Source organism: Bradyrhizobium hereditatis (assembly GCF_020329435.1).
GTDB lineage: Bacteria > Pseudomonadota > Alphaproteobacteria > Rhizobiales > Xanthobacteraceae > Bradyrhizobium > Bradyrhizobium hereditatis.
The window spans coordinates 1-20,081 of the sequence record NZ_JAGKJK010000022.1 but is presented as its reverse complement, the minus strand read 5'-3'; the positions used below and the strand labels follow the sequence as shown (position 1 = coordinate 20,081).

Here is a 20,081-nt window from a genome sequence, read left to right as displayed (position 1 = left end):
TTTGCCAGCCTGACGGCGCTCTGACAGAGACGCTCCCTCATCTCTACGATCAGCCGCCGCGCGGCGATGGCAAGAACGCGGTCCATCATCTGGGCATGCAGGTCGTTGGCATCAACGAGCTGTAGAGCGGATGGAAGCCGCCGGCCTGCACATTCCCAATCCGATCCGGCCGATCGGCGGCGGAGACGGTTATTTCATGCTCGGCGCGCCCGATAGCGTCATAATCGCAGTGTTCGAGCCCGGCGCCTGCGGGAAGCAGTGGTGCGCGACTATTACGGGTTTGGCGGATAGGCCGGCGCAAGAGCAAGTCAATCGCAATACTCGGGAGGGCATCGTCTGGCGCCCAATGCCGAAGCAAACTATAGTGAGGCAGCGTCACCACATCATGCCCTCGCGTTCCTTTGCTCAAATCAGCAGCCATCTTCCTGTTGTTGTTCTTTTTTCCGGTCGGCGTGTCGGCCGGACGATACTGGCTTGGCGAGAACAGGAGCAATTGGCAGACGGCCGACCGCTCCAGCGCTGGCCTTCTGCCGCTGCCGTCCCAGCATCCTGACGCGATCATCCGGGTTTACGGTGCGCGCACCGTTCGATGGAAGGCCATCTTCGCCATCCACACCTGGATCGTCGTCAAGGAGGAGAACGCCTCTACATACACCCGTTATGACTACACGGCCTGGGGCCAGCCCATTCGTACCAACGGATTCGCCGCCGATGCGCGGTGGTTTGGCGCTGTCCCCGAAACCATTGCCGCCGTCGACGGTCCTGAAGCCAGCCGTCTGATTCCCAAGATCCGCCACGTCATCGAGAACTACAGGTTTCGTGCGCATGGCGACTACAATGCATGGCCGGGACCGAACTCCAACACCTTTGTCCAGGCTGCTCTCGACGCGGTCCCCGAAATCAAGGTGGTGCTGCCGCCGACCGCCATCGGAAAGGACTACCCCTATCGCGGCGAGTGGTTCGGGCTAACACCGTCGGGCAGCGGAGTTTACGCCTCCCTCGGCGGTTATCTCGGTCTCACCGTCGGATGGGTTGAAGGCTTCGAAGTCAACTTGTTCGGCGCCGTGGTGGGCTTGGACATTCGCCGACCCGCACTGAAGCTGCCGGGCCTCGGCCGATTGGGAATGACGGCCGGGATTTAGCTCTCGAAACGGCCACCTGCCGCTGGTGCGCCGACCACCACTGCGCGATCGCTGTTATGAGATCGCCCCAGATCGCCATGGGAAGATCGGGCACCGCAATGCGCACGCTATAGCGGCGAGTTGTCGGATTGTGGAACCACTCGGTCGCAGCAAAATCGAAGCCGAAGCTTCCCGCATGCTGGATCGGCAAACCCGCTCCTGCCAGGTCGCCGCTCATTTCCGCAGCCGCCCGTCTTGCTGCCGCCTCATCAAGCGGTTGCTGACTGCTCACCGTGACATAGAGGCCGTGAATGTAGTGCAGTTCGGCCGTCAGGCCCGGGAGCGCAGCCGCGAAATACCGGCTGGCGCGGCGGCTGTTGCGCAAGATGGCCGCGATCCGCTTGCTCGTCAGTTCGCGATATAAGGGTGTTCCGATGTAAGGCGGAAAATGCGCCGGCAGTGCAGCGCCGCCAAGCAACCGGACAGCGTTTCGCGTTTCAGCCGGAAGCTCTTTGAGCCTTGATCCGCCGGGTACATTCCTGGCCCAATCGACGAAAGCCGCCGAGCCAAGTCGACCGTATTCTGCCCCAAGCGAATCCAGCTTGGTGTGGCTGCGCACCATGACGACGGGGATAGAAAGTTCGCGCGCACGTCGCAGCACGCGCCCGATCCGGCCAGACCCACTGGAGAAGCAGGTGGTGTCGAAGATCAGGAGATCAGGCGCCGTGTCCATAGAGCGCAGCCCAGCACCAAACGCCGGAGCGGACGCGGACGAATCCAGCAGCAATATCGATGGACTTGATCTCGGACTGACCGCCGCGTCCCTAGCGTGGTTCAGCGTGGTCATACGCAGTCGATCGGCATAGCCCTCGATGAACTCCTGCGTCTCGCCATAGGCACCGGGCAGGATCAGAATGTCCGCCTTTCCGATCACGCGCATAGACGCGAGCAGCAGCGCCGAGATCGCCGCCATGCCGGACGCCGTATAGATGGTGTCGATCGCGCTGCACTGGAGTTCGTAAAAGGAAGGGCCGCGCACATCGAGATCAGCGCGCTGGTAGTCGTATCTGAATTCGAAGGGACCGATACGCAATTGGCCGGGATGCGCCCAGGCCGTCTCCGTGACGGTCCAATCATCGTGAGCGTGCTCTGCCTTGAGGGCGGCGGTGAGCTGAAACTTGCGCCTGACGACGTCGCCGACCGACCGCGGACAGGCCAACGGCAGGGGATGTCTCAGGCAGTCATTGATCAACCTGAGTTCCCTGTGTTTCCGGTCCAGATACGCTTCAAGAATCTCCACGTAAATCTTCGTCGATTGAGCTCTTAAACCAAACGCATTAAGCCCGCATCGGGTTCATTCAGACCAAAAAGCAGAAACCTCAATCGATTTGAGCCGACGCATTGGCCGGCCAGGCCCTCACCCTCGCCATGGCAGCTTCACTTCCGAGACGAACGCATCGACCAGCTCGGGACCGGCTCCAGCGGCGTGCGGTAGATTTCGCTGCTGTTTTCGTCCACGACCCGGACGAAGCAATTCTTTGAATGAAGCTCTGGCTTGAGCGTGCGTAGCTCGCTTGCCAACGCATCCGCCCGATCGGATGCGACGGAAAGATCCTCGAGAATCATGCCGCCTTGATTGCTAGGCTCACCGTCAACCAGCAGGTCGAAATAATAGAAAGGCATCAGGAAAAGCGCGAACGGTTCAGGGAAATCGGCGCTCGATAGAAGGCTGCTCCACCTTCTTCTCGTACCGCTATTTGGTTTCCAGGTTTCACGAAGTGGGGGTGCTCGTTTCCGATGCGGTGAGCGATAAAGCTGGCGTGCTCTCTCGCCTCCGTTCGCGAAGTGCACTCGTGCCCGAGGAAGTCCCTGGCAGGAACCTCCCCGACCAGGTCGAAATAGTATCTCGTCATGGTCGTGCAAACGCCGACAAATCTCGCGAGTTCCTAGATGGGCCGTCAGGCAGACCTTTTCTGCTTGCGCTTTCCAATCTCGGTTCCGGGAATGGCAATTCCCAGGTCTGCGGCGCGGGCCCTGATGGACGCCATCGGCCGCTTGAGCTTGACCGTCATCAGCGTGAGGCTCTTTCCCGCTTCCGACATCGCGCGCAACAGCCTGTCGTCATCTTCCGACCAGCGGGCAGCTCGAAATTGAGGGTTGGACATATCGTCGCCTCTCAAGGCCAATGAGGCAGGGCCTGCCGTTACGTATTCAAAAGGACCCAGCTCACCTTCCTGAGCACGGCCGCTGGGTGTCAGTTTGAAGGGCGGGTTTTCACGCTCCCGCCTGTCGGTTAAATGGTTCAGATGGACCTGACTGCAACGAGATTACACAAATATAAGGTTCCGCGAGGCCGATCAGCTCCCGGCGCGTGTCGCGACAGCGGACGTAGTGCATTCAGCGCGACCGCGGTAAGATAAGAGGAGCAGGGGAACACGGATCAACGCATCGGCACGCGAGGCTAACAAGCAAGAAAACTGAAGTGTTTCGAGCCCGCAGGTCGCATCGCGAAAGGCTGCGATTTTCTTTAAAAGCGAATTAGAAATAGAGACTAAACGTGACCTATTCCATTTTTGCCCGCGACGGCACGAGCCGCATCGTCTTGAAGCGCGAAACACGTGAGGCCGCCGAAAAGAAAGCGCGGGAGCTGACGGATCTCGGTTGGTTCGAGGTTCAGATTGAAAAAGAAGTGCAGATTGAGGAGCCGGATCAAGAGAAATAGCCAGGTCCGATCCGACGCCGGGAGCAATGTATCCTTCAACGTGAAGAAGGGCCTCACGCGGCGGCGCTGAGACCCTTCTTGACATTTTCGCAGCGAAGAGAGGTTCATCCCCTCTGTTGCGTTCCTGATGTTCGATGCGGTCGGCGAAGCTGGCCGATCTACTTTTTCTTCCTTTTCATTTCCTGGTCTGGCGTGCTTGTGTCGGCAGCGCTACCGCTGGCACCAGTGCCGCCCGTTCCGGCAGGTGGCCCTCCTCCGGCGGCACCATCGCTGGCACCGGCGCTACCCGCAGCACCAGCGGCACCTGCACCACTCCCACCGGCAGCCCCGCTACCTCCGGCGCCCGCACCGCCCGCACCTGCGCCGCCCGCGCCCCCGGCTCCGCCGCCTCCGGCACCTTGGGCAAGCGCCAACGTCGAACCGAGCGCAAAGAACAATGCTACCGCGATTGCTGATACTTTCATGGTCGTTCTCCTCTGACCTTGAAAGCACCGGCAATTTCTGGGCGCTGCGTTCGTTCCTGTTTTGCTGCGGCCAAATGCTCGACAGCTCTGGGGCGCCTTAGGAACCTTTCCTGGCGCGGGCCTAATCGAGAGCGGCAGTCGCGCGCCGCAACGCGGAAAGAAAACGTGACTTCGAACTAACCTACGGTACCTCGTCCAATCTTCCGCATGACTAATCTGCGGTGCCCAAATCAGCCCGAATGCGGTAGCGGCGCAGCTTGGCGTAGACGGTGCTCTTGGCGAGACCAAGCGCGAGCGCGGTGGCTGCCACATTGCCGTTGCATGACCGAAGCGTCCGCGCGATGAGGTCCCGTTCTGAAGTCTCGGCCAGTGACAAGCCCTCTTGAGGTTCGCCGGGCAGGCGGAAGTCCACCTTGCGCAGCGTGGCCTCGCCTATGCGGCTGATCTCGCCCGTCTCCAGCGCGCGCAGTAACATCGGCTGCAGGTCGAGCGGCAGTTCACCTATTTCGTCGAGGAAAAGGCTCCCGCCCGCTGCCGCCTCGATTTTTCCGGCCATCCCGCCGCGACGTGCACCGGTGAAAGCGCCGTCCACATAACCGAAGAGTTCGGTGGCAAGCAGTTCTCGCGAGACGCTGCCGCAAGTGACGACGACGAATGGACAGTCGCGGCGCGGCGACGCCGCATGAATCCCTTGCGCGAAAATCTCCTTGCCGACGCCGGTCTCGCCGAGCAGCAAGACGGGAGCCGCCGTTACAGCAACGCATGGCATTTCTCGACCGCCACATCCCGATCAGCGGCCACGCCATCGACCAGCCGTGGAGAACACGGCGTGCTCGGCCGTGGGCGCTCGACGGACTGCGATCAGGTTGTTAAGCCCGCCTCCGCAAGGAGACTTTGAGTCGAGACATGACCGTTGCGATCGAGATGGGACACACGACGGCAGGCGCCCCGGCTACTCTGGACCTTGAGGAACTGCTGGCGACCCGCCTATTGGTGCAGGGCAATTCGGGCTCCGGCAAATCCCATCTGTTGCGCCGGCTGCTGGAACAGAGCGCTCCCTGGGTGCAGCAGACCATCATCGACCCCGAAGGCGACTTCGTAACGCTGGCCGAGCGTTTCGGCCATCTCGTGATCGATGCCGAGGACCATACCGAGCGGGGTCTTGAGGTCGCCGGCGAGCGCGCGCGCATTCACCGCGTCTCCACGGTGCTCAATCTCGAGGGGCTCGACGCCGAGAATCAGATGCGGCGCGCCGCCGCCTTCCTTGGCGGGCTTTTCGAGGTCGCCCGCGACCATTGGTACCCGATGCTGGTGGTGGTGGATGAGGCGCAGCTCTTCGCGCCGGCGGTCGCCGGCGAGGTTTCGGACGAGGCGCGCAAGCTCTCGCTCGGCGCCATGACGAACCTGATGTGCCGTGGCCGCAAACGCGGGCTGGCGGGGGTAATCGCCACTCAGCGACTGGCGAAGCTCGCCAAGAACGTCGCGGCCGAGGCGTCCAATTTCCTGATGGGCCGGACCTTTCTGGATATCGACATGGCGCGCGCCGCCGACCTTCTGGGGATGGAGCGACGGCAGGCGGAGGCCTTCCGGGATCTCGAGCGCGGGCAATTCATGGCACTGGGACCGGCCCTCTCCCGCCGTCCGCTGGGGCTGCGCATTGGTCCAACGGAGACCACGCCGCGCAACGCGACGCCGCGCCTGATGCCGCTGCCGGAAGCGACACCGGATGCACGCGCCATCATCCTGGCCGCGCCGCCGCCCGAGAATAATCGGCCCCAGCGCCGGTCGCCGCCAGACCTCCTTGGCCAACTGATGGCGGCCAAAACCGCGGCACAGGAGATTCGTCCCGAAGCACTGGAGCAGCCACTCAGCGCTGAGGAAGTGGCGGAGCGGCGTGAGCGAGTGGACCGTATTCTGCGCGCCGTCATGGCAGAACCCGACGCAGGATTCCGCGCCATCGGCGTCCTCTATCAGGAGTTCGTCGTCCGCTGCCGAATAGAGGGCCTCGGCTCGGCCGTGCCAGACCTGGGTGATTTCCGTCGCATGCTGACGCGCGCCCGCGCCGGGCTCGGCTCCGATATGGCAGACGATGACGGATGGCAGGATGTCTCGCTCCGCGCCTCACTTCTGCCGGAGGATATGCAGGGCGTCTTCATGATGATCGCCCGCGCCGCGAAAGAAGGTTGGCCCTGCCCGGGCGATGCAGCGATTGCCCGCGCCTATGGCTCACACTCATTGCGCCGTGCACGGCGTCTACTGACCTACATCGAGGAGCAGGGTCTCATCGTTTGCCAGCTTGATGGTGCCGGTCGGCGGATCGTGACCCTCGTCGAACTGGCCTGGGCGACGGCACCAGGCGATCCCAATGCCGAGGCACTGCCGGCGGAGCAAGGCTGCAGCAGCTCGGCTCTATGATATGTGAAGGCGCACTCGGGAAATACCAGGTCGTGTACTGATAAGTCGGCTGGACTAACAGGTAGCCTTTAAGGCTCATGCGATCCGACCAAGAAACCGGAGTACTTCGCGATTGAAGAGGTCCGGGCGCTGTAGCGGCGCGAAATGGCTGACGCCGGGAAGCACGATCAGTTCGGCGCGGGGAATGCTGCGCGCCAGGTATTCGGCATGCTCCGCCCGGATGAATTCGTCGTTCTCACCGATGACGACAGCGACGGGCACCTTGATGCCCCCAAGCTGGTTGGCGCTGTAGTTCGGCTCGCTCTGCATCATGCGCATCACGTCAGCGACGAATGTCTCGAACTCGGCGGGTGTCGCAGATAGCGCCTCATAGTCCCTCTTGTGGCGGTGGAAGCACCGATCGGTCACCGGCGTCGGTTTGAACTCGTGGGTGCCACTCGAGTCCATATTGCAGGCGAAGAAGAAGACGCCAGAGACGCGCTCTGGATGCATGTCGGCAAGGATCAGCGCTGTGCAGGCGCCATCGCTCCAGCCGACAAGTGCCGCCCTTTCAAGGCCCAGGTGATCCATCACGGCCAGCACATCCCTTGCCATCCGTTTATAGCTGAAGGGCTGGGAGTCGCGCGTGCTGCGGCCGTGCCCACGACTATCGATGGCGACGACTGTTCGGCCGGCCTGAACAAAGGCCGGAATCTGATGGCCCCAGTTCCCGGCGTTGCCGAGCCCGCCGTGGAGCAGGATGAGGGCGGGGCCGGAACCATAGGCGGCATACCAGATACCCGCGCCATGGTTCTCTACGAAGCCTTCTCTACCTGAGGCTGGAAGCGGCGCCGCGCCGTTCGCCTCGAAGCTCACCAGTTCGTCATCTGTCACTTGCATCAGCTTCTCCCTTTATCCTTCAGGATAAAGACAATCGGACGTGCCGGCTTCCGGCAGGTCAAAATTAGGCCGTGTACTCGTTAAGGGGCTGCCGACTGATGTCAGCTCGCCCCCAACAGCGGGAAAATGCAGACATCACCCGAGGTTCGCAGAAGGGCCAGTAGGCGACATCGTTGACACACGATGGTCAATCGGCACAATCGAACAGTCCTCTACAGGAACAAGGTGCGGGCAATGGATGCCCCTTCAGCGTCTGGCAGATGTTTGTGCGGCTCGATTTTCTTCCAATACACCGGGCAACCGAACTGGACGTTGCATTGCCATTGCGAGAGTTGTCGACGAGCAACCTCTTCCCCAATAACGACATGGATTTCGGTCCCACGCAGCGCGTTCGCGTTCACGAAGGGCGCGCCCCGCTATTTCCATTCTTCGCCAGGCGTTCGGCGTGGTTTCTGTGAGAATTGTGGGTCACCCCTCACATATGAGAATGAACGGATAGAGGGAGAAATTCACATATATGCGGTGTCGCTGCTCGATGCGAATTATGCGTCGCCGAGCTGCCATGTCTTCGTTAATGAACAGCTACCTTGGTTCGAGGCGCTCGACGACTTGCCGAGGTTTGCAACGACCAGTCGCGACGGTGCCTCGCCTATCCGCATCGGTCCTAAGAAGAAGAAAGTGGATTGATCCTTAGTGCCGAAGGCCAGTTAGGGTCGGGTCTCGGTTGGATAAATGAGAGGTTCACGCGGGGTCGCCGGTCCCGGTTACCCCTGGTGATCTTTTTCTTCGGCCCGCTCGCGATCGGATGGATCTGCTGGAGTTTACTCAGTTTGATCGCATGGACATTCACTGGAGCGCGGCGATGAGGGGACGCACTCATCCAGCAAGATCAATCTTGGGTCACGAGAAGACGTCGTGGATCGATTTAGCCGATCTCAGCTTTTGGGTCACAAGCGGCGGCTGAAGGATCGCTGATGCGAAGTCGGGACTGCCCTCAATACCAGACGCGCTACGACAACTTGCCGCCAGCTACCTGGCCTTCATCCAGCTCGCATCATCAGGCTGCGCTACGCGTTAGCGAGTCCGCGCCCTGGTCTGCGTCGTGAACAACGAACGTTGTCAGATGCGGCCCGTTCCCTTGAATAATCCCTTGAAGGAGCTGGCGCGCAACAAGCCTTCTGCGGTGATGTCCTTGTACTCCACGTCCGCATAGAACGTCGGCTCGACCCATGTGGCCTTCGGCATTCTGATCGGTCTCGTGAGCTTCGAGGTGGGGCTGACGACGGTATCGAGCTGCTTGCGGATTTGGCTGGAGACGGTTCGGGACCAGCCCGTGCCAACCTTCCCCATGTAGCGCAGCTCGTTGCCTTCCTGCTTGCCCAAGTAGAGGGCTGCCACACCCGAGGGGTCTTTGACAAAACCGACGACGGGAAATCTCTCCCTCTGGAGGGTCTTGAGCTTGATCCAAGCTTCGCCGCGCTCCGACCTGTAGGGAGCATCGGCACGCTTGGAGATGATGCCTTCCCAATTTAGCTTAGCGGCGTGCTCGAACACCTTCTGCCCGTCACCAGTAAGGTGTTCGGAATAAAGCACCGGAAGCTCGATATCGTTCTCCCCAAAAAGATCCTTTAGCCGTTGCTTGCGCTCGATTTGCGGGAGCTTGCGCAGATCGCCATTCCGCCAGAGGAGATCGAAGGCATAGAAGACGAGTCGGCCCTGCCTGCCCGCGGCCAGCTCTGCCTGGAGTTCGGAAAAATTGGTGCGCCCTTCGTGCACGACCACCACCTCGCCGTCGATGATGGCTTCGCCTGGTATAGCCAGCGCGCCCGCAATCTCGGTGAAGCGCTTGGTCCAGTCGAGACCGGTCCGCGTGAAAACCTTCTTTCTTCCTCGGTTGAGATGCACCTGAATCCGGTAGCCGTCGTACTTGATTTAGTGAAGCCACTGGTCGCCTCTGGGCGCCTTGGTCTTCAGCGTCGCAAGCTGGGGCTTAATGAACCCCGGCATCTGAATGCTCTTGGGCAATACGCAACTCACAAAAAACCCGCGGGAAAGCGGGCATCTTTGCGCAGTTCTCGGGAATCTCGAACAATCAGGGGACGTGATCCTTCCTGGCACCACCAATGCTCAGGAAGGTATTCGCGCTGAAAAATAGGATGGAAGAAGCGAGTGCCATCGCCTCGATCGGTTTAGATGATCAACAGGCCTACGGATGACGAGCGCGTTGTTCTAGCCGTTCGTCTGAATCCATCGACCCCGAACAAGGTGCGTTTCTCAGATGAAGTAATCAGCTCGCGGCCCGCTCGCCTCTGACCGACGCCTCAGGGCCTTATGCTTTCTGGCCGAAAACCATTGCAAGGGGCCATCTCTCAAGATGGCACCCAGTCGTGACAGCGGCGATTCGCAAGGGCGATGCGACTTTTGCCGCATCGCCCCGGGATCAATGTCAGAAGTTACGCTGGGCGCGGACCTGGAGCAGGACAGTGTCCTGATCCTTGAACTCGTAGAGCGCGTTCGGCTTCGGCGCGGTCGCAGTGAACACCGACGAACCCGACATCTTCTGATCGAGATGGAACCACTGGACTTCGGCCGAGAAGGTCAGGTTCTTGACCGGGGTCCAGCGGGTCACGACGCCGAGCTGCGAGACGTTGAAGTCGGGATTACAGCTGTAGGTACCGACACCCGCAACACCGGTCTGGCCGGGATGGCTCGCCGCGAAGGCCGCGCAATAGGCGCCCTTGGCCGTGGAGGTGCCGGCACCGAGCAGGTTGTCGTTCGCACCGCCGTCATATCGGACGGACGAGTAGCTGCCGAACAGGCTGGTCGACCAGTACGGATTCCAGTTGTGATTGAAGGCGCCGCGGACGCCCCAAGCCGTCGTCAGGGCGATGCCGCCGGTGCCGGCTGCGCCCGGGAAATAGACGCCGTCGGTGGTCGCGCCGAAGCCGACGCTCTGGTAGCCGAAGCCGCTATCACCGAACATCGCAAAGTTAGGCGAGGAGCTGCTCGTGGAGATGACATACTTGGTGGCGCCCTTTGCGAAGGATGCGTCGATCTTGATGTCGTCGCCCGCACCGGTCGGAATGTTCTTGATCTGCAGCGCCGCCATCACCGCGCCGCCCCACTTGCTCTCGGGGTGGCCGCTGATTTCGGAAAGCGCGTTCGGGACTGCGCCGGCGCCAAGCGTGTTGTACGAACCGCTCACCTCATGGGCGGCCGCCGACAGCTGGAACAGACCCCAAGCCTGGTCCACCCGGATGTTGCCGACGATGTCGGGCGCATGCGTGCCGGCATAGGCGTTTGATCCGGTGCCGTTGGCGCCGATCGCGCCGGGAATGCTCAGATTGTAGACAGCGGTGCGCTCCCACACGGTCGGGTCGTCGAGACCGATCGTACCCGACACGCCGTTCCCGAACTGGGCGGTGTACTGGATGTTGTTGATGCCGGTGTCGGTGTTCTGACCACCGAGCAGAGACGAGTTGATGTTGCCCGGGAAACCCTGCCACGGCGTGGCATAGGCGGAAGCGGACTTACCGAAGGTAAAGCCGGCGAACTGGATGAAGAGGTATTCGACCGCCACGTAGCCGCCGCCGGGAACATGAAGCGGGTTCGAACCAGAGGTTAGGACTGAGGGGTTGGACGATCCGAAGTTGTTGAACTGGAAGTCGCCCTGACCGAAGGTGCGGACCACGCCGTATTCAGTGGCGGTGCGGGTATCGATCGTCAGCGCCATACGCGAGCGGCTGACGAAATAATCGCGGTAACGGTTGTCCTGACCGAGGTCGCCGCTCCAGCCCGGCGCGCCATGTGCGCCGCCGTTGAAGGTGGTGTCGACGCGCAGATAGCCACCCAGCTTGATGCACGTGTCGGTGCCCGGGATGTAGAAGAAGCCCGCGCCATACAGCGAACAGACCCGCACATATTCGACTGCCTTGGCCTTGACCGGAAGGTCGGCTGCGTGTGTCCCGCTCGCGGCGATCAAAGCCGCCGCTGAGCCGAGAATGAGTGTTCGCGCCCTAATCATTTTAGTCTCCTGTCCTGCGATTCATGCAGTTGCATGCGGCACTGGTAATCCAAAAATCCTTAGTGTGAATGACATGGATGTGATGCTGCTGCACTTGGATCGGCGGTGTGGCTGTCTTGCTACAGAGATTGCACTGACGAGGACACGATGTCGGCCGCAATGAAAAACCCCCGGCAGTTGCCTGCCGGGGGTTCTCCTAGTGTTTCAAGTCTTTCGGGATCAGAAGTTGCGCTGAGCGCGAACGTTCAGGAACACAGTGCTCTGATCGCGGAACTCGTAGACGGCAACCGGCTTGGGGGGTGCCGCAACCAACGTAGCAGCGCCTGACATCTTCTGGTCGAGGAAGAACGCGCCGACTTCGGCCGAGAACGTCAGGTTCTTGACGGGAGTCCAGCGGGTGATCACACCAACCTGGGCGAAGTTGAAGTCCGGGTTGCAGCTGAAGTCTGCAGACAGGGCCTTGCCGGTGACGTAGTTAGCGCACCAAGCGCCCCTCGCTGAGGTGATGTCGAGGGCGTTGCCGCCGTAGCGCACTTGGCCATAGCTGCCCCAGAGGCTGGTCGACCAGAAGGGATCCCAGTTGTGGTTGAACGCACCACGGATACCCCATGCATCCACCAGCTTGATACCGTCGGTGATACCGGGGAGGAATACGCCGTCAGCCGTCTGGCCGAAGCCGATGCTCTGGTAGGCACCCACCCGACCGGTATCTCCGAACATCACGAAGTTCGGCGAGGCAGCGCTCGTGGAAACCACGGCCTTGGTTGCACCATGCGAGTAGGTCGCGTCGATCTTGATATCGTCGCCCGCGCCGGTCGGCAGATTCTTGATCTGCAACGCAGCCGTCACCGCACCGCCCCACTTGCTCTCCGGGTGACCCGAGATTTCCGAGAAGTTGTTCGGAACGTTGCCGGCGTTGATGGAGTTGTAGGAAGCGTTAACGAGGTGAGCCATACCTGCGATCTGGAACAGACCCCAAGCCTGGTCGATACGGATGTTGCCGACGATGTCGGGAGCCCACGTTCCGCCGTAGGACTGAGAGCCAGCGGTGGCGAAGCCCGAAGGAAGAACGCCGAGGTTCAGCAGCGAGGTGCGGTTGAACACGGTCGGATCATCAAGGCCGATGGTGGCCGACACGCCGTTGCCGAACTGCGCGGTGTACTGGATGTTGTTGACGCCGGTGACGTAGTCCGGACCGCCCATCAGGAACGAGTTGTTGTTGCCCGGATAGCCGTTCCAGGGCGTCGCGTAGGCCGAAGCCGATTTACCGAAGGTGAAACCGGCGAACTGGATGAACACCATTTCAACCGCGACATAGCCGCCGCCCGGAGTGTGGAGCGGGTTGGAACCAGCGCTCAGCACTGCAGGGTTGAACGATCCAAAGTTGTTGAACTGGAAGTCGCCCTGAGCGAAGGTGCGGACCACGCCGTATTCGGTGGCGGTGCGGGTATCAACCGTCAGCGCCATACGGGAGCGGGACGCGAAGTAATCGCGGTAGCGATTGCCCTGGCCCAGATCGCCCGACCAGGCCGGTCCACCATAGATGTTGCCATTGAACGTGGTGTCGACGCGCAGATAACCACCCAGCTTGATGCAGGTGTCGGTGCCCGGGATATAGAAGAAACCCGCGCCGTAAAGGGAGCAGATCCTCACGTACTCGACCGCTTTGGCCTTGACGGGAAGATCGGCCGCCTGTGCTCCGCCCATGGCGATCAGACCCGCCGCTGAGCCGAGGATAAGGCTCTTAACCATCTTCATGCTAAACCTCCAAGTTGCTCTGTAGGGAAGGTTCCGGATCCGCTGGGCTGAAACACCCTAAGGTTGGTTCCCTTGTCCCCTGAAACCCGCTTAGCCACTTCGCGCCTTCGGACACTCCCGCATGAACGCGAGGGACTTAAGCGAACCACCTAAAACGGGACGACCTCGGGATGCCCCCCTCCGTCGCACAACGATATGAGCCGATCAGTGTTGAACAGGCAACAAAAGACACGCACGTTTGCACTGGCCAGACTCTTTTTGCAGGCAAATGTTGCACAATTGCCACGGAACTCCGCTCGATTGCCGGCCTCTAATGCTTTGATTTGTTTAGATTTTGTTAACGCTCGAGACGCTTGCGGGAAGATTGACGCGAACGGAAGCACTCCCGACGTAGCCGTGTCCTCCACCTTAATCCGATCGATCAAAGGTGGATTCTCGCCAGCTCAGAGGACCGGAAGTGCTATCGATTCGGATGGCTGCGGAAGGAATTTGCAGAGGCCCAGTGACACGGTCGAAAGCTCACGGACCACACTTCCCGCGCAAGAGAGGGCCGATCTTATGTACGTGCTGGGATAGAGGCTCAGCTCCACGCGATTACACTCGGAATGGTCAGACATATGCCGACAGTCCGATCGGCCCCTGAAGCAGGTCTTGTGCTTGCATGCTTGGCAAATACTTCGAATCGCTTGGACCGACTTCAGTCGCTAGGCGGATCTAAATGCCTTCGCGCTCTCGAGAGCCCATATGATCGCGATCTCTCTACTGAGTTAGACTCGATCTGACAGCGGCATTCGGACGGGATTCGAGCTAACAGGATAAGCGCTGCGTGCGTGACGAACGAAGCGAGCGCCGGCAGTTGCAGGACCGTTGGCTGAGCTTTCCTGCAGTGACGCGGACGAGCTCTCAACGACTGCATCTTAGCCTCGAAGGAATATGCGCAGAATCGCGCCGCAAGTTCTCGCCACTGAGAAGCATGTAATCATGTAGTGACTGCGATGAAGCGAATATCCACGCAATGTTGCGGGCGTAGCAATCAGTTGAGATATGCGCGGTAACAATCAACTCAACTCCTTGCAGTCAGAAACACAGCGCGTAAGGCGTTCGCCCGACACACTCCGACGTGGCGCGTGGGCACTGCCGTACCAGATCGTCTTCCCTCCCCAACCGGCGACCAGGCTCATCGTGGGCCGCTGCGCGAAAAATCGCATACTGCACACGAGACCGCGGATGCAGCGTGCACCCGGCATTCCCTGCTCCCTCTGATTTCGAGGGCGGGCTGACAGCACCCTGGGCGCCACGCGCCGCGGGAACGCAGAGCTGTATCCGGCTATTTGAAGGGACTAGGCGGTTGACTCGGGAACCGCCAGCAATCAGAAAAAGTCCTGAAATATGAACGGCAAGCGCAAATGGTCGGAGTGGCAGGATTCGAACCTGCGACCCCTGCGTCCCGAACGCAGTGCTCTACCGGGCTGAGCCACACTCCGACTTGGATGGCGGCTTATAGCGTTGGGTTTCGGCGACCGCAAGCAGCCCATTTAAGGAATTAATCATAGTGAATGTTGCCCTGAAAACCGAGATTTTGCCTGCCGACGAAGCTGCCGTGACGGCTGCCGCGCGGGCGCTTTCAGAGGGCGGGCTGGTCGCATTTCCGACCGAAACCGTCTACGGCCTCGGTGCTGACGCCACCAATCCGGCCGCGATCGCCCGCCTGTATCAGGCCAAAGGCCGGCCGGCCTTCAATCCGCTGATCGCCCATGTCGGCGATATCGCCGCCGCGCAGGCGATCGCGCGCTTCGACGCGCCGGCGACGGCACTCGCTAAAACCTTCTGGCCCGGCCCGCTCACGCTGGTGCTGCCGAAAACGCCAGATTGCGCGGTGGCGGATCTCGCCACCGCGGGCCTCGACACAGTCGCGATCCGGATTCCCGCGCACAGGATCGCGCGCGACATCCTGCGTGTGTTCGGCGGCCCGGTGGTGGCGCCGTCGGCGAACATCTCGGGCCACGTCTCGCCGACCACGGCAGCCCATGTGGAGAGCGATCTCGCAGGGAGGATCGACCTGATCGTCGATGGCGGCGCGGTCGAGGTCGGCGTCGAATCGACCATCGTCGGCTGCTTCGACGAGCCGATCCTGCTGCGCCCCGGCGGCCTGCCACGCGCGGAGATCGAACGTGTGCTGGGCCGCGCGCTGGTGCAGCCGCCGGCAGATAACGAAAGTGACAGCGGGCAACCGCTGGCGCCGGGCATGCTGGCGTCCCACTACGCTCCGCGCGCGCGCGTGCGCCTCAATGCAGAGCGGCTGGAGCCGGGCGAGGCATTGCTCGCCTTTGGCCTCGGAGCAATTTCGGGAATTGACGCCACGTCCATGGTGATGAATCTGTCGGAGCGCGGCGATGTTGCGGAGGCCGCCACCAATCTGTTCGGCCATCTTCGCGCGCTCGATAGCAAAGGCGTGTGCACCATCGCGGTGATGCCCATACCGGATGAAGGATTGGGCGAAGCGATCAACGATCGGCTGCGCCGCGCAGCAGTCGGGCGAGAATGAACGGACGGGAATGAAAGAGAAGAAGAAAATGAATGTCGTTCAGGGTTCGGTGCCGCCGCTTCCCGCCGAGGTGATTGCAAAATTTCGCGCCGTGGTCGGCGACAGATATGCGGTGACCGATGCAGCCGATATCGCGCCCTATGTCACCGAGGAACGCGACCTGTTCCACGGCCGTTCGCCACTGGTGCTGCGGCCCGGCTCGACTGCGGAAGTATCCGCGATCTGCAAGATCGCCAGCGACCACAAAATCGCGCTGGTGCCGCAGGGCGGCAATACCGGGCTCGTCGGTGGCCAGACCCCGCACAATGGCGAGGTTGTCGTGTCGCTGCGGCGGCTCGACAAGATCCGCGATGTCGATCCTGCCTCCAACACCATGACTTGTGAGGCCGGCGTGGTGCTGCAGATCGCGCAGCAGCGCGCGGCCGAGGTCGATCGTCTGTTTCCGCTTTCACTCGGCGCGGAAGGTAGCTGCACTATCGGCGGCAATCTCTCGACCAATGCCGGCGGCACCGCTGCGCTGGCCTATGGCGTGGCGCGCGAGATGGCGCTCGGACTGGAAGTCGTGCTTGCCGACGGGCGGATCCTGAACGGGCTGTCGAAGCTGAAGAAGGACAACACTGGTTACGACCTGCGCAACCTCTTCATCGGCGCCGAGGGCACGCTCGGCATCATCACCGCGGCGACGCTAAAACTGTTTCCGAAGCCGCACGCGATAGAGACCGCCTATGTTGGCCTCGCCTCGCCTGCGCAGGCGCTGAAGCTGCTGTCGATCTCGCAGAGCGAGGCCGGCGGAAGCCTCACCAGCTTCGAGCTTCTGGCCGACATCGCCGTCGATTTCAGCCTGCGCCACGGCATTGACATTCGCGATCCCCTGACGACCAAGCATCCCTGGTACGTGCTGATGGAATTGTCGTCGCCGCGCGATGACGCCCGCGCCGCGCTGGAATCGATCCTCGCCGAGGGTATGGAGCAAGGCATCGTCGACGACGCCGTAATCGCGGCCAATCTCACCCAGCGCGCCGCGTTCTGGAAGCTGCGCGACGAAATGTCGGCGGCGCAGAAGCCGGAAGGCGGCTCGATCAAGCACGACATCTCGGTGCCAGTCGCCGCCGTCCCGGCCTTCATCGAGGAAGCCAACGCGGCGGTGGTGAAGCTGATCCCGGGCTCGCGGCCGGTGCCGTTCGGCCATCTCGGCGACGGCAACATCCACTACAACGTCAGCCAACCGATCGGCGGTAACACCGCCGACTTCATGTCGCGCTGGCACGAAGTCAACAAGGTGGTGTTCGAGATCGTGCTGCGAATGGGCGGATCGATTTCCGCCGAGCACGGCATCGGCGTGCTCAAGCGCGACGAGCTGCCCGACGTCAAGGACAAGGTCGCCATCGAACTGATGCGCAGCATCAAGGCGATGCTCGACCCGCTCGGCATCATGAATCCGGGCAAGGTGCTGTGACCATATCTGCTGCGAAGCCCATTCCCGCGCTCGCCATCGCGGATATCGCCGATGCCGACGTCGCCACTGTGATCGCGCTGTGGCAGGCTTGCGGCCTGACGCGGCCGTGGAATGATCCCGCCAGCGATATCGCGCTGGCCCGCCGCGGGCCGAATTCGACCGTTCTGATCGGCCGCGAGAATGATGCGGTCGTGGCGACCGCGATGGTCGGCCATGACGGCCACCGCGGCTGGGTCTATTACGTCGCCACCGATCCCAATCTCCGCGCCAAGGGTTATGGCCGCGCCATCATGAATGCGGCCGAGGACTGGCTGCGCGCCGCGGGCATTCCGAAACTGCAATTGCTGGTGCGGCCTGAAAATTCCGGCGTCGCCGCGTTCTACCAGTCGATCGGCTTCGGCGAGCAGAAGATCCTGTTCTTCACCAAATGGCTCGACGGCCGCGAGCTGCCGCGGTGAACCAAAAGGATTGTCATGACCATCTCCGATCGTGTCCGCGTCAAGAACGTCGAGATTCTTTCCGACCGGCACTATCGGTTGAACGAGGTCGAGTTCGACTATCGCCGCGGCAATGGCGAATGGCAGACGCAGAAGCGGGAGGTGTTCGACCGCGGTCACGCGGCGACGCTGCTGCCGTACAACCGTGCCAACCGCACCGTCGTGCTGACGCGGCAATTCCGCCTTCCGCCCTACCTGGCGGGCCATGACGATCTCCTGATCGAGGCCGCCGCCGGCATGCTTGACGACGAGACGCCCGAGAAGCGGATTCGCGCGGAGGCTGAGGAAGAAATCGGCTATCGGCTGCACGATGTCCGCAAGGTGTTCGAAGCCTTCATGAGCCCGGGCTCGGTGACGGAGAAGTTGCACTTCTTCGTCGCCGAATATGACGCCGCGATGCGCGTAGGCGACGGCGGCGGATTGGCCGAGGAAGGCGAGGACATCGAGGTGCTGGAGCTGTCGATCGATGCCGCGCTCGCCATGATTTCCGACGGCCGCATTGCGGATGCAAAGACCATCATGCTGCTGCAATATGCGGTGCTGAATATTTTTACGTAAGGACCATAGGGTGGGCAAAGTGCAGCGTGCCCACCATGCGACTATCAACCCTCATGGCGAGGAGGCGCGTAAGCGCCGTCTCGAACCATGAGGCCACCGACGGGCCTTCATCCTTCGAGACGCGGCGAAGACGCCGCTCCTCAGGATGAGGGTCTAGCAGGATTGCGAGGAAACGACACAGACTGAGTGCCCCTCAAAACAAAGACCCCTGCCCATCATCTTCCGGCACCGGTGCCACCTTGCGCGGCGCGGCGCGCTTCGCGGGCTTCGGCTCTTCCGCCGCGCGCTGCTCGTCCGTGATCGGCAGCAGCAATTGCGCATCGTCATTGACCACGCGATTGACGCGCGTCGAAATCTCGTGCCAGGCGAACTCGCCTTCGGCCGGCCCGCGCAAGAGCGGCATCACGTCGTTGGCGTCGTGCACCCGGCTGTCGAGCCAGCGCTCGAACTGCTCCGGTGCGATCGTGACGGGCACACGGTCATGCAGCACCGCAAGGTCGCGGCTTGCCGGCGCGGTGACGATGGCGACGCCATCGGTCTCCTCGCCGTTCGGTCCCATCCAGGTCTCCGCCAGCGCGGCAAAGCCGACGGGCTGGCCGTCGCGACGATGAATGAAGAACGGCCGCTTGCGTCCATTCGCATCCTGCCATTCGTAATAACCGTCCGCAGGGATCAAACAGCGCCGCCGCCTGATCGCGTTCTTGAACGCGGGCTTCTCGAGCACCGTCTCGGAGCGCGCGTTGATCAGGAGCGCAAATTTACGGGGGTCCTTCACCCATGCCGGCACTAGTCCCCAGCGCATCAGCCGGAAATGACGGCCGCCGTTTTCCAGCATGACCACCGGAACCGGCTGCGTCGGCGCAATATTGTACCGGGGCGGAAAATTGGGCTGCTCGATATAGCCGAAGATCTGCCGAAGCGCCGCCGGCGGCGAGGTAATGACGAAACGTCCGCACATTATCCGACCAACATAAGCCTCTGTTTAATGGGTGTTAACCCAAGCTGTTAACAGTGGGACCGATGACCTCCATGGCCGCCACAGATGTGCGATCCGATCGCCCGCCACCGTCACCAACGGGCCGTATCGACGAAGCCCGCGCGGCGCAACTGCGCGCCGCCAACATCAACCCGCGCACCGGGCTCGCCACCGACTACCTGAATCATTTCAACGAAGCCATCATGCTGCTCGAAATGGTCCCGGACATGCCGGAATGCGCGGAGGATTTTCTCACCTGGACGCCGCTGTCCTACGCCGAGCACTTCTGGGCTTCCAACTTCAAGGCCCGCGACCTCGCGATCGAGGCCTACGAATGCGCCGATCCCAAGGTCCGCGCCGATTTCGATCATCTCACCACAACGATGACGTCGATCCTGACCGCGGTCGGCAAGGCGATGCGCGAAGCCCAGCACGACCGGACTCGCGCCACGCTGGCCGAGCAGGCCACCGCCTGGGTCAAGCCGCTGGTGGCGCTGGCCGGCGGCGTCATCAACGGCGGTGCCGAGGTCGAGGTCGAATCCGTGATGTCAAACTAGCCGCCTTGGTCGCGCCGGGTTAGACCTGCGCAGACCAATCGGGCATGATCGCTTCAAGAAGCGAGTTCCCTGCTCACCGGATCCCCCCGTGACGTCCCCTGCCCACCCG

At 61.7% G+C, this 20,081-nt stretch carries 19 protein-coding genes and 1 tRNA gene; 9 read left to right on the top strand and 11 right to left on the bottom strand.

The window, feature by feature from the left end:
- The first annotated feature begins 401 nt into the window (after positions 1 to 401).
- The gene (locus J6524_RS33035) at positions 402 to 1,142 is read left to right on the top strand and encodes a DUF3750 domain-containing protein (protein WP_225678081.1); all 741 of its coding nucleotides are present in this window, start codon (positions 402 to 404) and stop codon (positions 1,140 to 1,142) included.
- On the opposite strand, the gene J6524_RS33030 is transcribed toward J6524_RS33035, so the two are convergent.
- From J6524_RS33030 to J6524_RS33020, 3 genes are all read right to left on the bottom strand, one after another.
- On the bottom strand, positions 1,048 to 2,421 hold the full coding sequence (locus tag J6524_RS33030) for a hypothetical protein (RefSeq protein WP_225678080.1): 1,374 nt from the start codon (positions 2,419 to 2,421) through the stop codon (positions 1,048 to 1,050). The two genes, J6524_RS33035 and J6524_RS33030, sit on opposite strands and share 95 nt — an antisense overlap.
- A 382-nt stretch (positions 2,422 to 2,803) precedes the next feature.
- The gene (locus J6524_RS38090) at positions 2,804 to 3,034 is read right to left on the bottom strand and encodes a DUF6894 family protein (RefSeq protein WP_376712109.1); all 231 of its coding nucleotides are present in this window, start codon (positions 3,032 to 3,034) and stop codon (positions 2,804 to 2,806) included.
- A gap of 45 nt (positions 3,035 to 3,079) precedes the next feature.
- Entirely contained in the window at positions 3,080 to 3,286 is a 207-nt protein-coding gene (locus J6524_RS33020) for a hypothetical protein (RefSeq protein WP_225678078.1), read from the bottom strand.
- A 392-nt stretch (positions 3,287 to 3,678) separates the two neighbouring features.
- Between J6524_RS33020 and J6524_RS33015 the strand changes: the two genes are divergently transcribed.
- Positions 3,679 to 3,843: a hypothetical protein gene (locus tag J6524_RS33015; RefSeq protein ID WP_225678077.1), complete on the top strand. Its 165-nt coding sequence runs from the start codon at positions 3,679 to 3,681 to the stop codon at positions 3,841 to 3,843.
- 175 nt (positions 3,844 to 4,018) lie between these two features.
- Here J6524_RS33015 and J6524_RS33010 read toward each other — a convergent pair whose 3' ends face one another.
- Both J6524_RS33010 and J6524_RS33005 read right to left on the bottom strand, forming a co-directional pair.
- On the bottom strand, positions 4,019 to 4,273 hold the full coding sequence (locus tag J6524_RS33010) for a hypothetical protein (RefSeq protein WP_225678076.1): 255 nt from the start codon (positions 4,271 to 4,273) through the stop codon (positions 4,019 to 4,021).
- A gap of 245 nt (positions 4,274 to 4,518) precedes the next feature.
- Positions 4,519 to 5,076 carry a sigma 54-interacting transcriptional regulator gene (locus J6524_RS33005; RefSeq protein WP_312002523.1) on the bottom strand — a complete coding sequence of 186 codons (558 nt, stop codon included), beginning with the start codon at positions 5,074 to 5,076 and terminating at the stop codon, positions 4,519 to 4,521.
- A gap of 137 nt (positions 5,077 to 5,213) precedes the next feature.
- Between J6524_RS33005 and J6524_RS33000 the strand changes: the two genes are divergently transcribed.
- Positions 5,214 to 6,722, top strand: coding sequence for a helicase HerA domain-containing protein (locus J6524_RS33000; RefSeq protein ID WP_225678075.1), 1,509 nt, complete (start codon positions 5,214 to 5,216; stop codon positions 6,720 to 6,722).
- 75 nt (positions 6,723 to 6,797) lie between these two features.
- Here the strand turns inward: J6524_RS33000 and J6524_RS32995 are convergent, their stop codons facing one another.
- Complete coding sequence (locus J6524_RS32995) at positions 6,798 to 7,601, bottom strand: alpha/beta fold hydrolase (RefSeq protein ID WP_225678074.1); 804 nt, start codon at positions 7,599 to 7,601, stop codon at positions 6,798 to 6,800.
- Between the two features lie 183 nt (positions 7,602 to 7,784).
- Here J6524_RS32995 and J6524_RS38085 point away from each other — a divergent pair, with 183 nt between their 5' ends.
- On the top strand, positions 7,785 to 8,288 hold the full coding sequence (locus J6524_RS38085; RefSeq protein ID WP_376712108.1) for a GFA family protein: 504 nt from the start codon (positions 7,785 to 7,787) through the stop codon (positions 8,286 to 8,288).
- Positions 8,289 to 8,720: 432 nt separating this feature from the next.
- On the opposite strand, the gene ligD is transcribed toward J6524_RS38085, so the two are convergent.
- From ligD to J6524_RS32970, 4 genes are all read right to left on the bottom strand, one after another.
- Positions 8,721 to 9,533, bottom strand: coding sequence for a non-homologous end-joining DNA ligase (gene ligD, locus J6524_RS32985; RefSeq protein ID WP_225678151.1), 813 nt, complete (start codon positions 9,531 to 9,533; stop codon positions 8,721 to 8,723).
- Positions 9,534 to 10,047: 514 nt separating this feature from the next.
- Positions 10,048 to 11,625 carry a porin gene (locus tag J6524_RS32980; RefSeq protein ID WP_225678073.1) on the bottom strand — a complete coding sequence of 526 codons (1,578 nt, stop codon included), beginning with the start codon at positions 11,623 to 11,625 and terminating at the stop codon, positions 10,048 to 10,050.
- 219 nt (positions 11,626 to 11,844) lie between these two features.
- Positions 11,845 to 13,383, bottom strand: coding sequence for a porin (locus J6524_RS32975; protein WP_225678072.1), 1,539 nt, complete (start codon positions 13,381 to 13,383; stop codon positions 11,845 to 11,847).
- Positions 13,384 to 14,790: 1,407 nt separating this feature from the next.
- Positions 14,791 to 14,867 (bottom strand) — tRNA-Pro (locus tag J6524_RS32970).
- A gap of 68 nt (positions 14,868 to 14,935) precedes the next feature.
- On the opposite strand from J6524_RS32970, the gene J6524_RS32965 reads away from it, so the two are divergent.
- From J6524_RS32965 to J6524_RS32950, 4 genes are read left to right on the top strand one after another with little or no spacing between them, the layout of a single operon-like run.
- Positions 14,936 to 15,928 carry an L-threonylcarbamoyladenylate synthase gene (locus J6524_RS32965; protein ID WP_225678071.1) on the top strand — a complete coding sequence of 331 codons (993 nt, stop codon included), beginning with the start codon at positions 14,936 to 14,938 and terminating at the stop codon, positions 15,926 to 15,928.
- 28 nt (positions 15,929 to 15,956) lie between these two features.
- Positions 15,957 to 17,384: an FAD-binding oxidoreductase gene (locus tag J6524_RS32960; protein WP_225678070.1), complete on the top strand. Its 1,428-nt coding sequence runs from the start codon at positions 15,957 to 15,959 to the stop codon at positions 17,382 to 17,384.
- Positions 17,385 to 17,404: 20 nt separating this feature from the next.
- Positions 17,405 to 17,842: a GNAT family acetyltransferase gene (locus tag J6524_RS32955; RefSeq protein WP_225678150.1), complete on the top strand. Its 438-nt coding sequence runs from the start codon at positions 17,405 to 17,407 to the stop codon at positions 17,840 to 17,842.
- 15 nt (positions 17,843 to 17,857) lie between these two features.
- Positions 17,858 to 18,439, top strand: a complete 582-nt coding sequence (locus J6524_RS32950) for an NUDIX hydrolase (protein WP_225678069.1) — start codon at positions 17,858 to 17,860, stop codon at positions 18,437 to 18,439.
- A 193-nt stretch (positions 18,440 to 18,632) separates the two neighbouring features.
- On the opposite strand, the gene J6524_RS32945 is transcribed toward J6524_RS32950, so the two are convergent.
- Entirely contained in the window at positions 18,633 to 19,397 is a 765-nt protein-coding gene (locus J6524_RS32945; RefSeq protein ID WP_225678068.1) for an SOS response-associated peptidase, read from the bottom strand.
- A gap of 62 nt (positions 19,398 to 19,459) precedes the next feature.
- Between J6524_RS32945 and J6524_RS32940 the strand changes: the two genes are divergently transcribed.
- Positions 19,460 to 19,972: a hypothetical protein gene (locus tag J6524_RS32940; RefSeq protein WP_376712107.1), complete on the top strand. Its 513-nt coding sequence runs from the start codon at positions 19,460 to 19,462 to the stop codon at positions 19,970 to 19,972.
- The last annotated feature ends 109 nt before the right edge of the window (positions 19,973 to 20,081 follow it).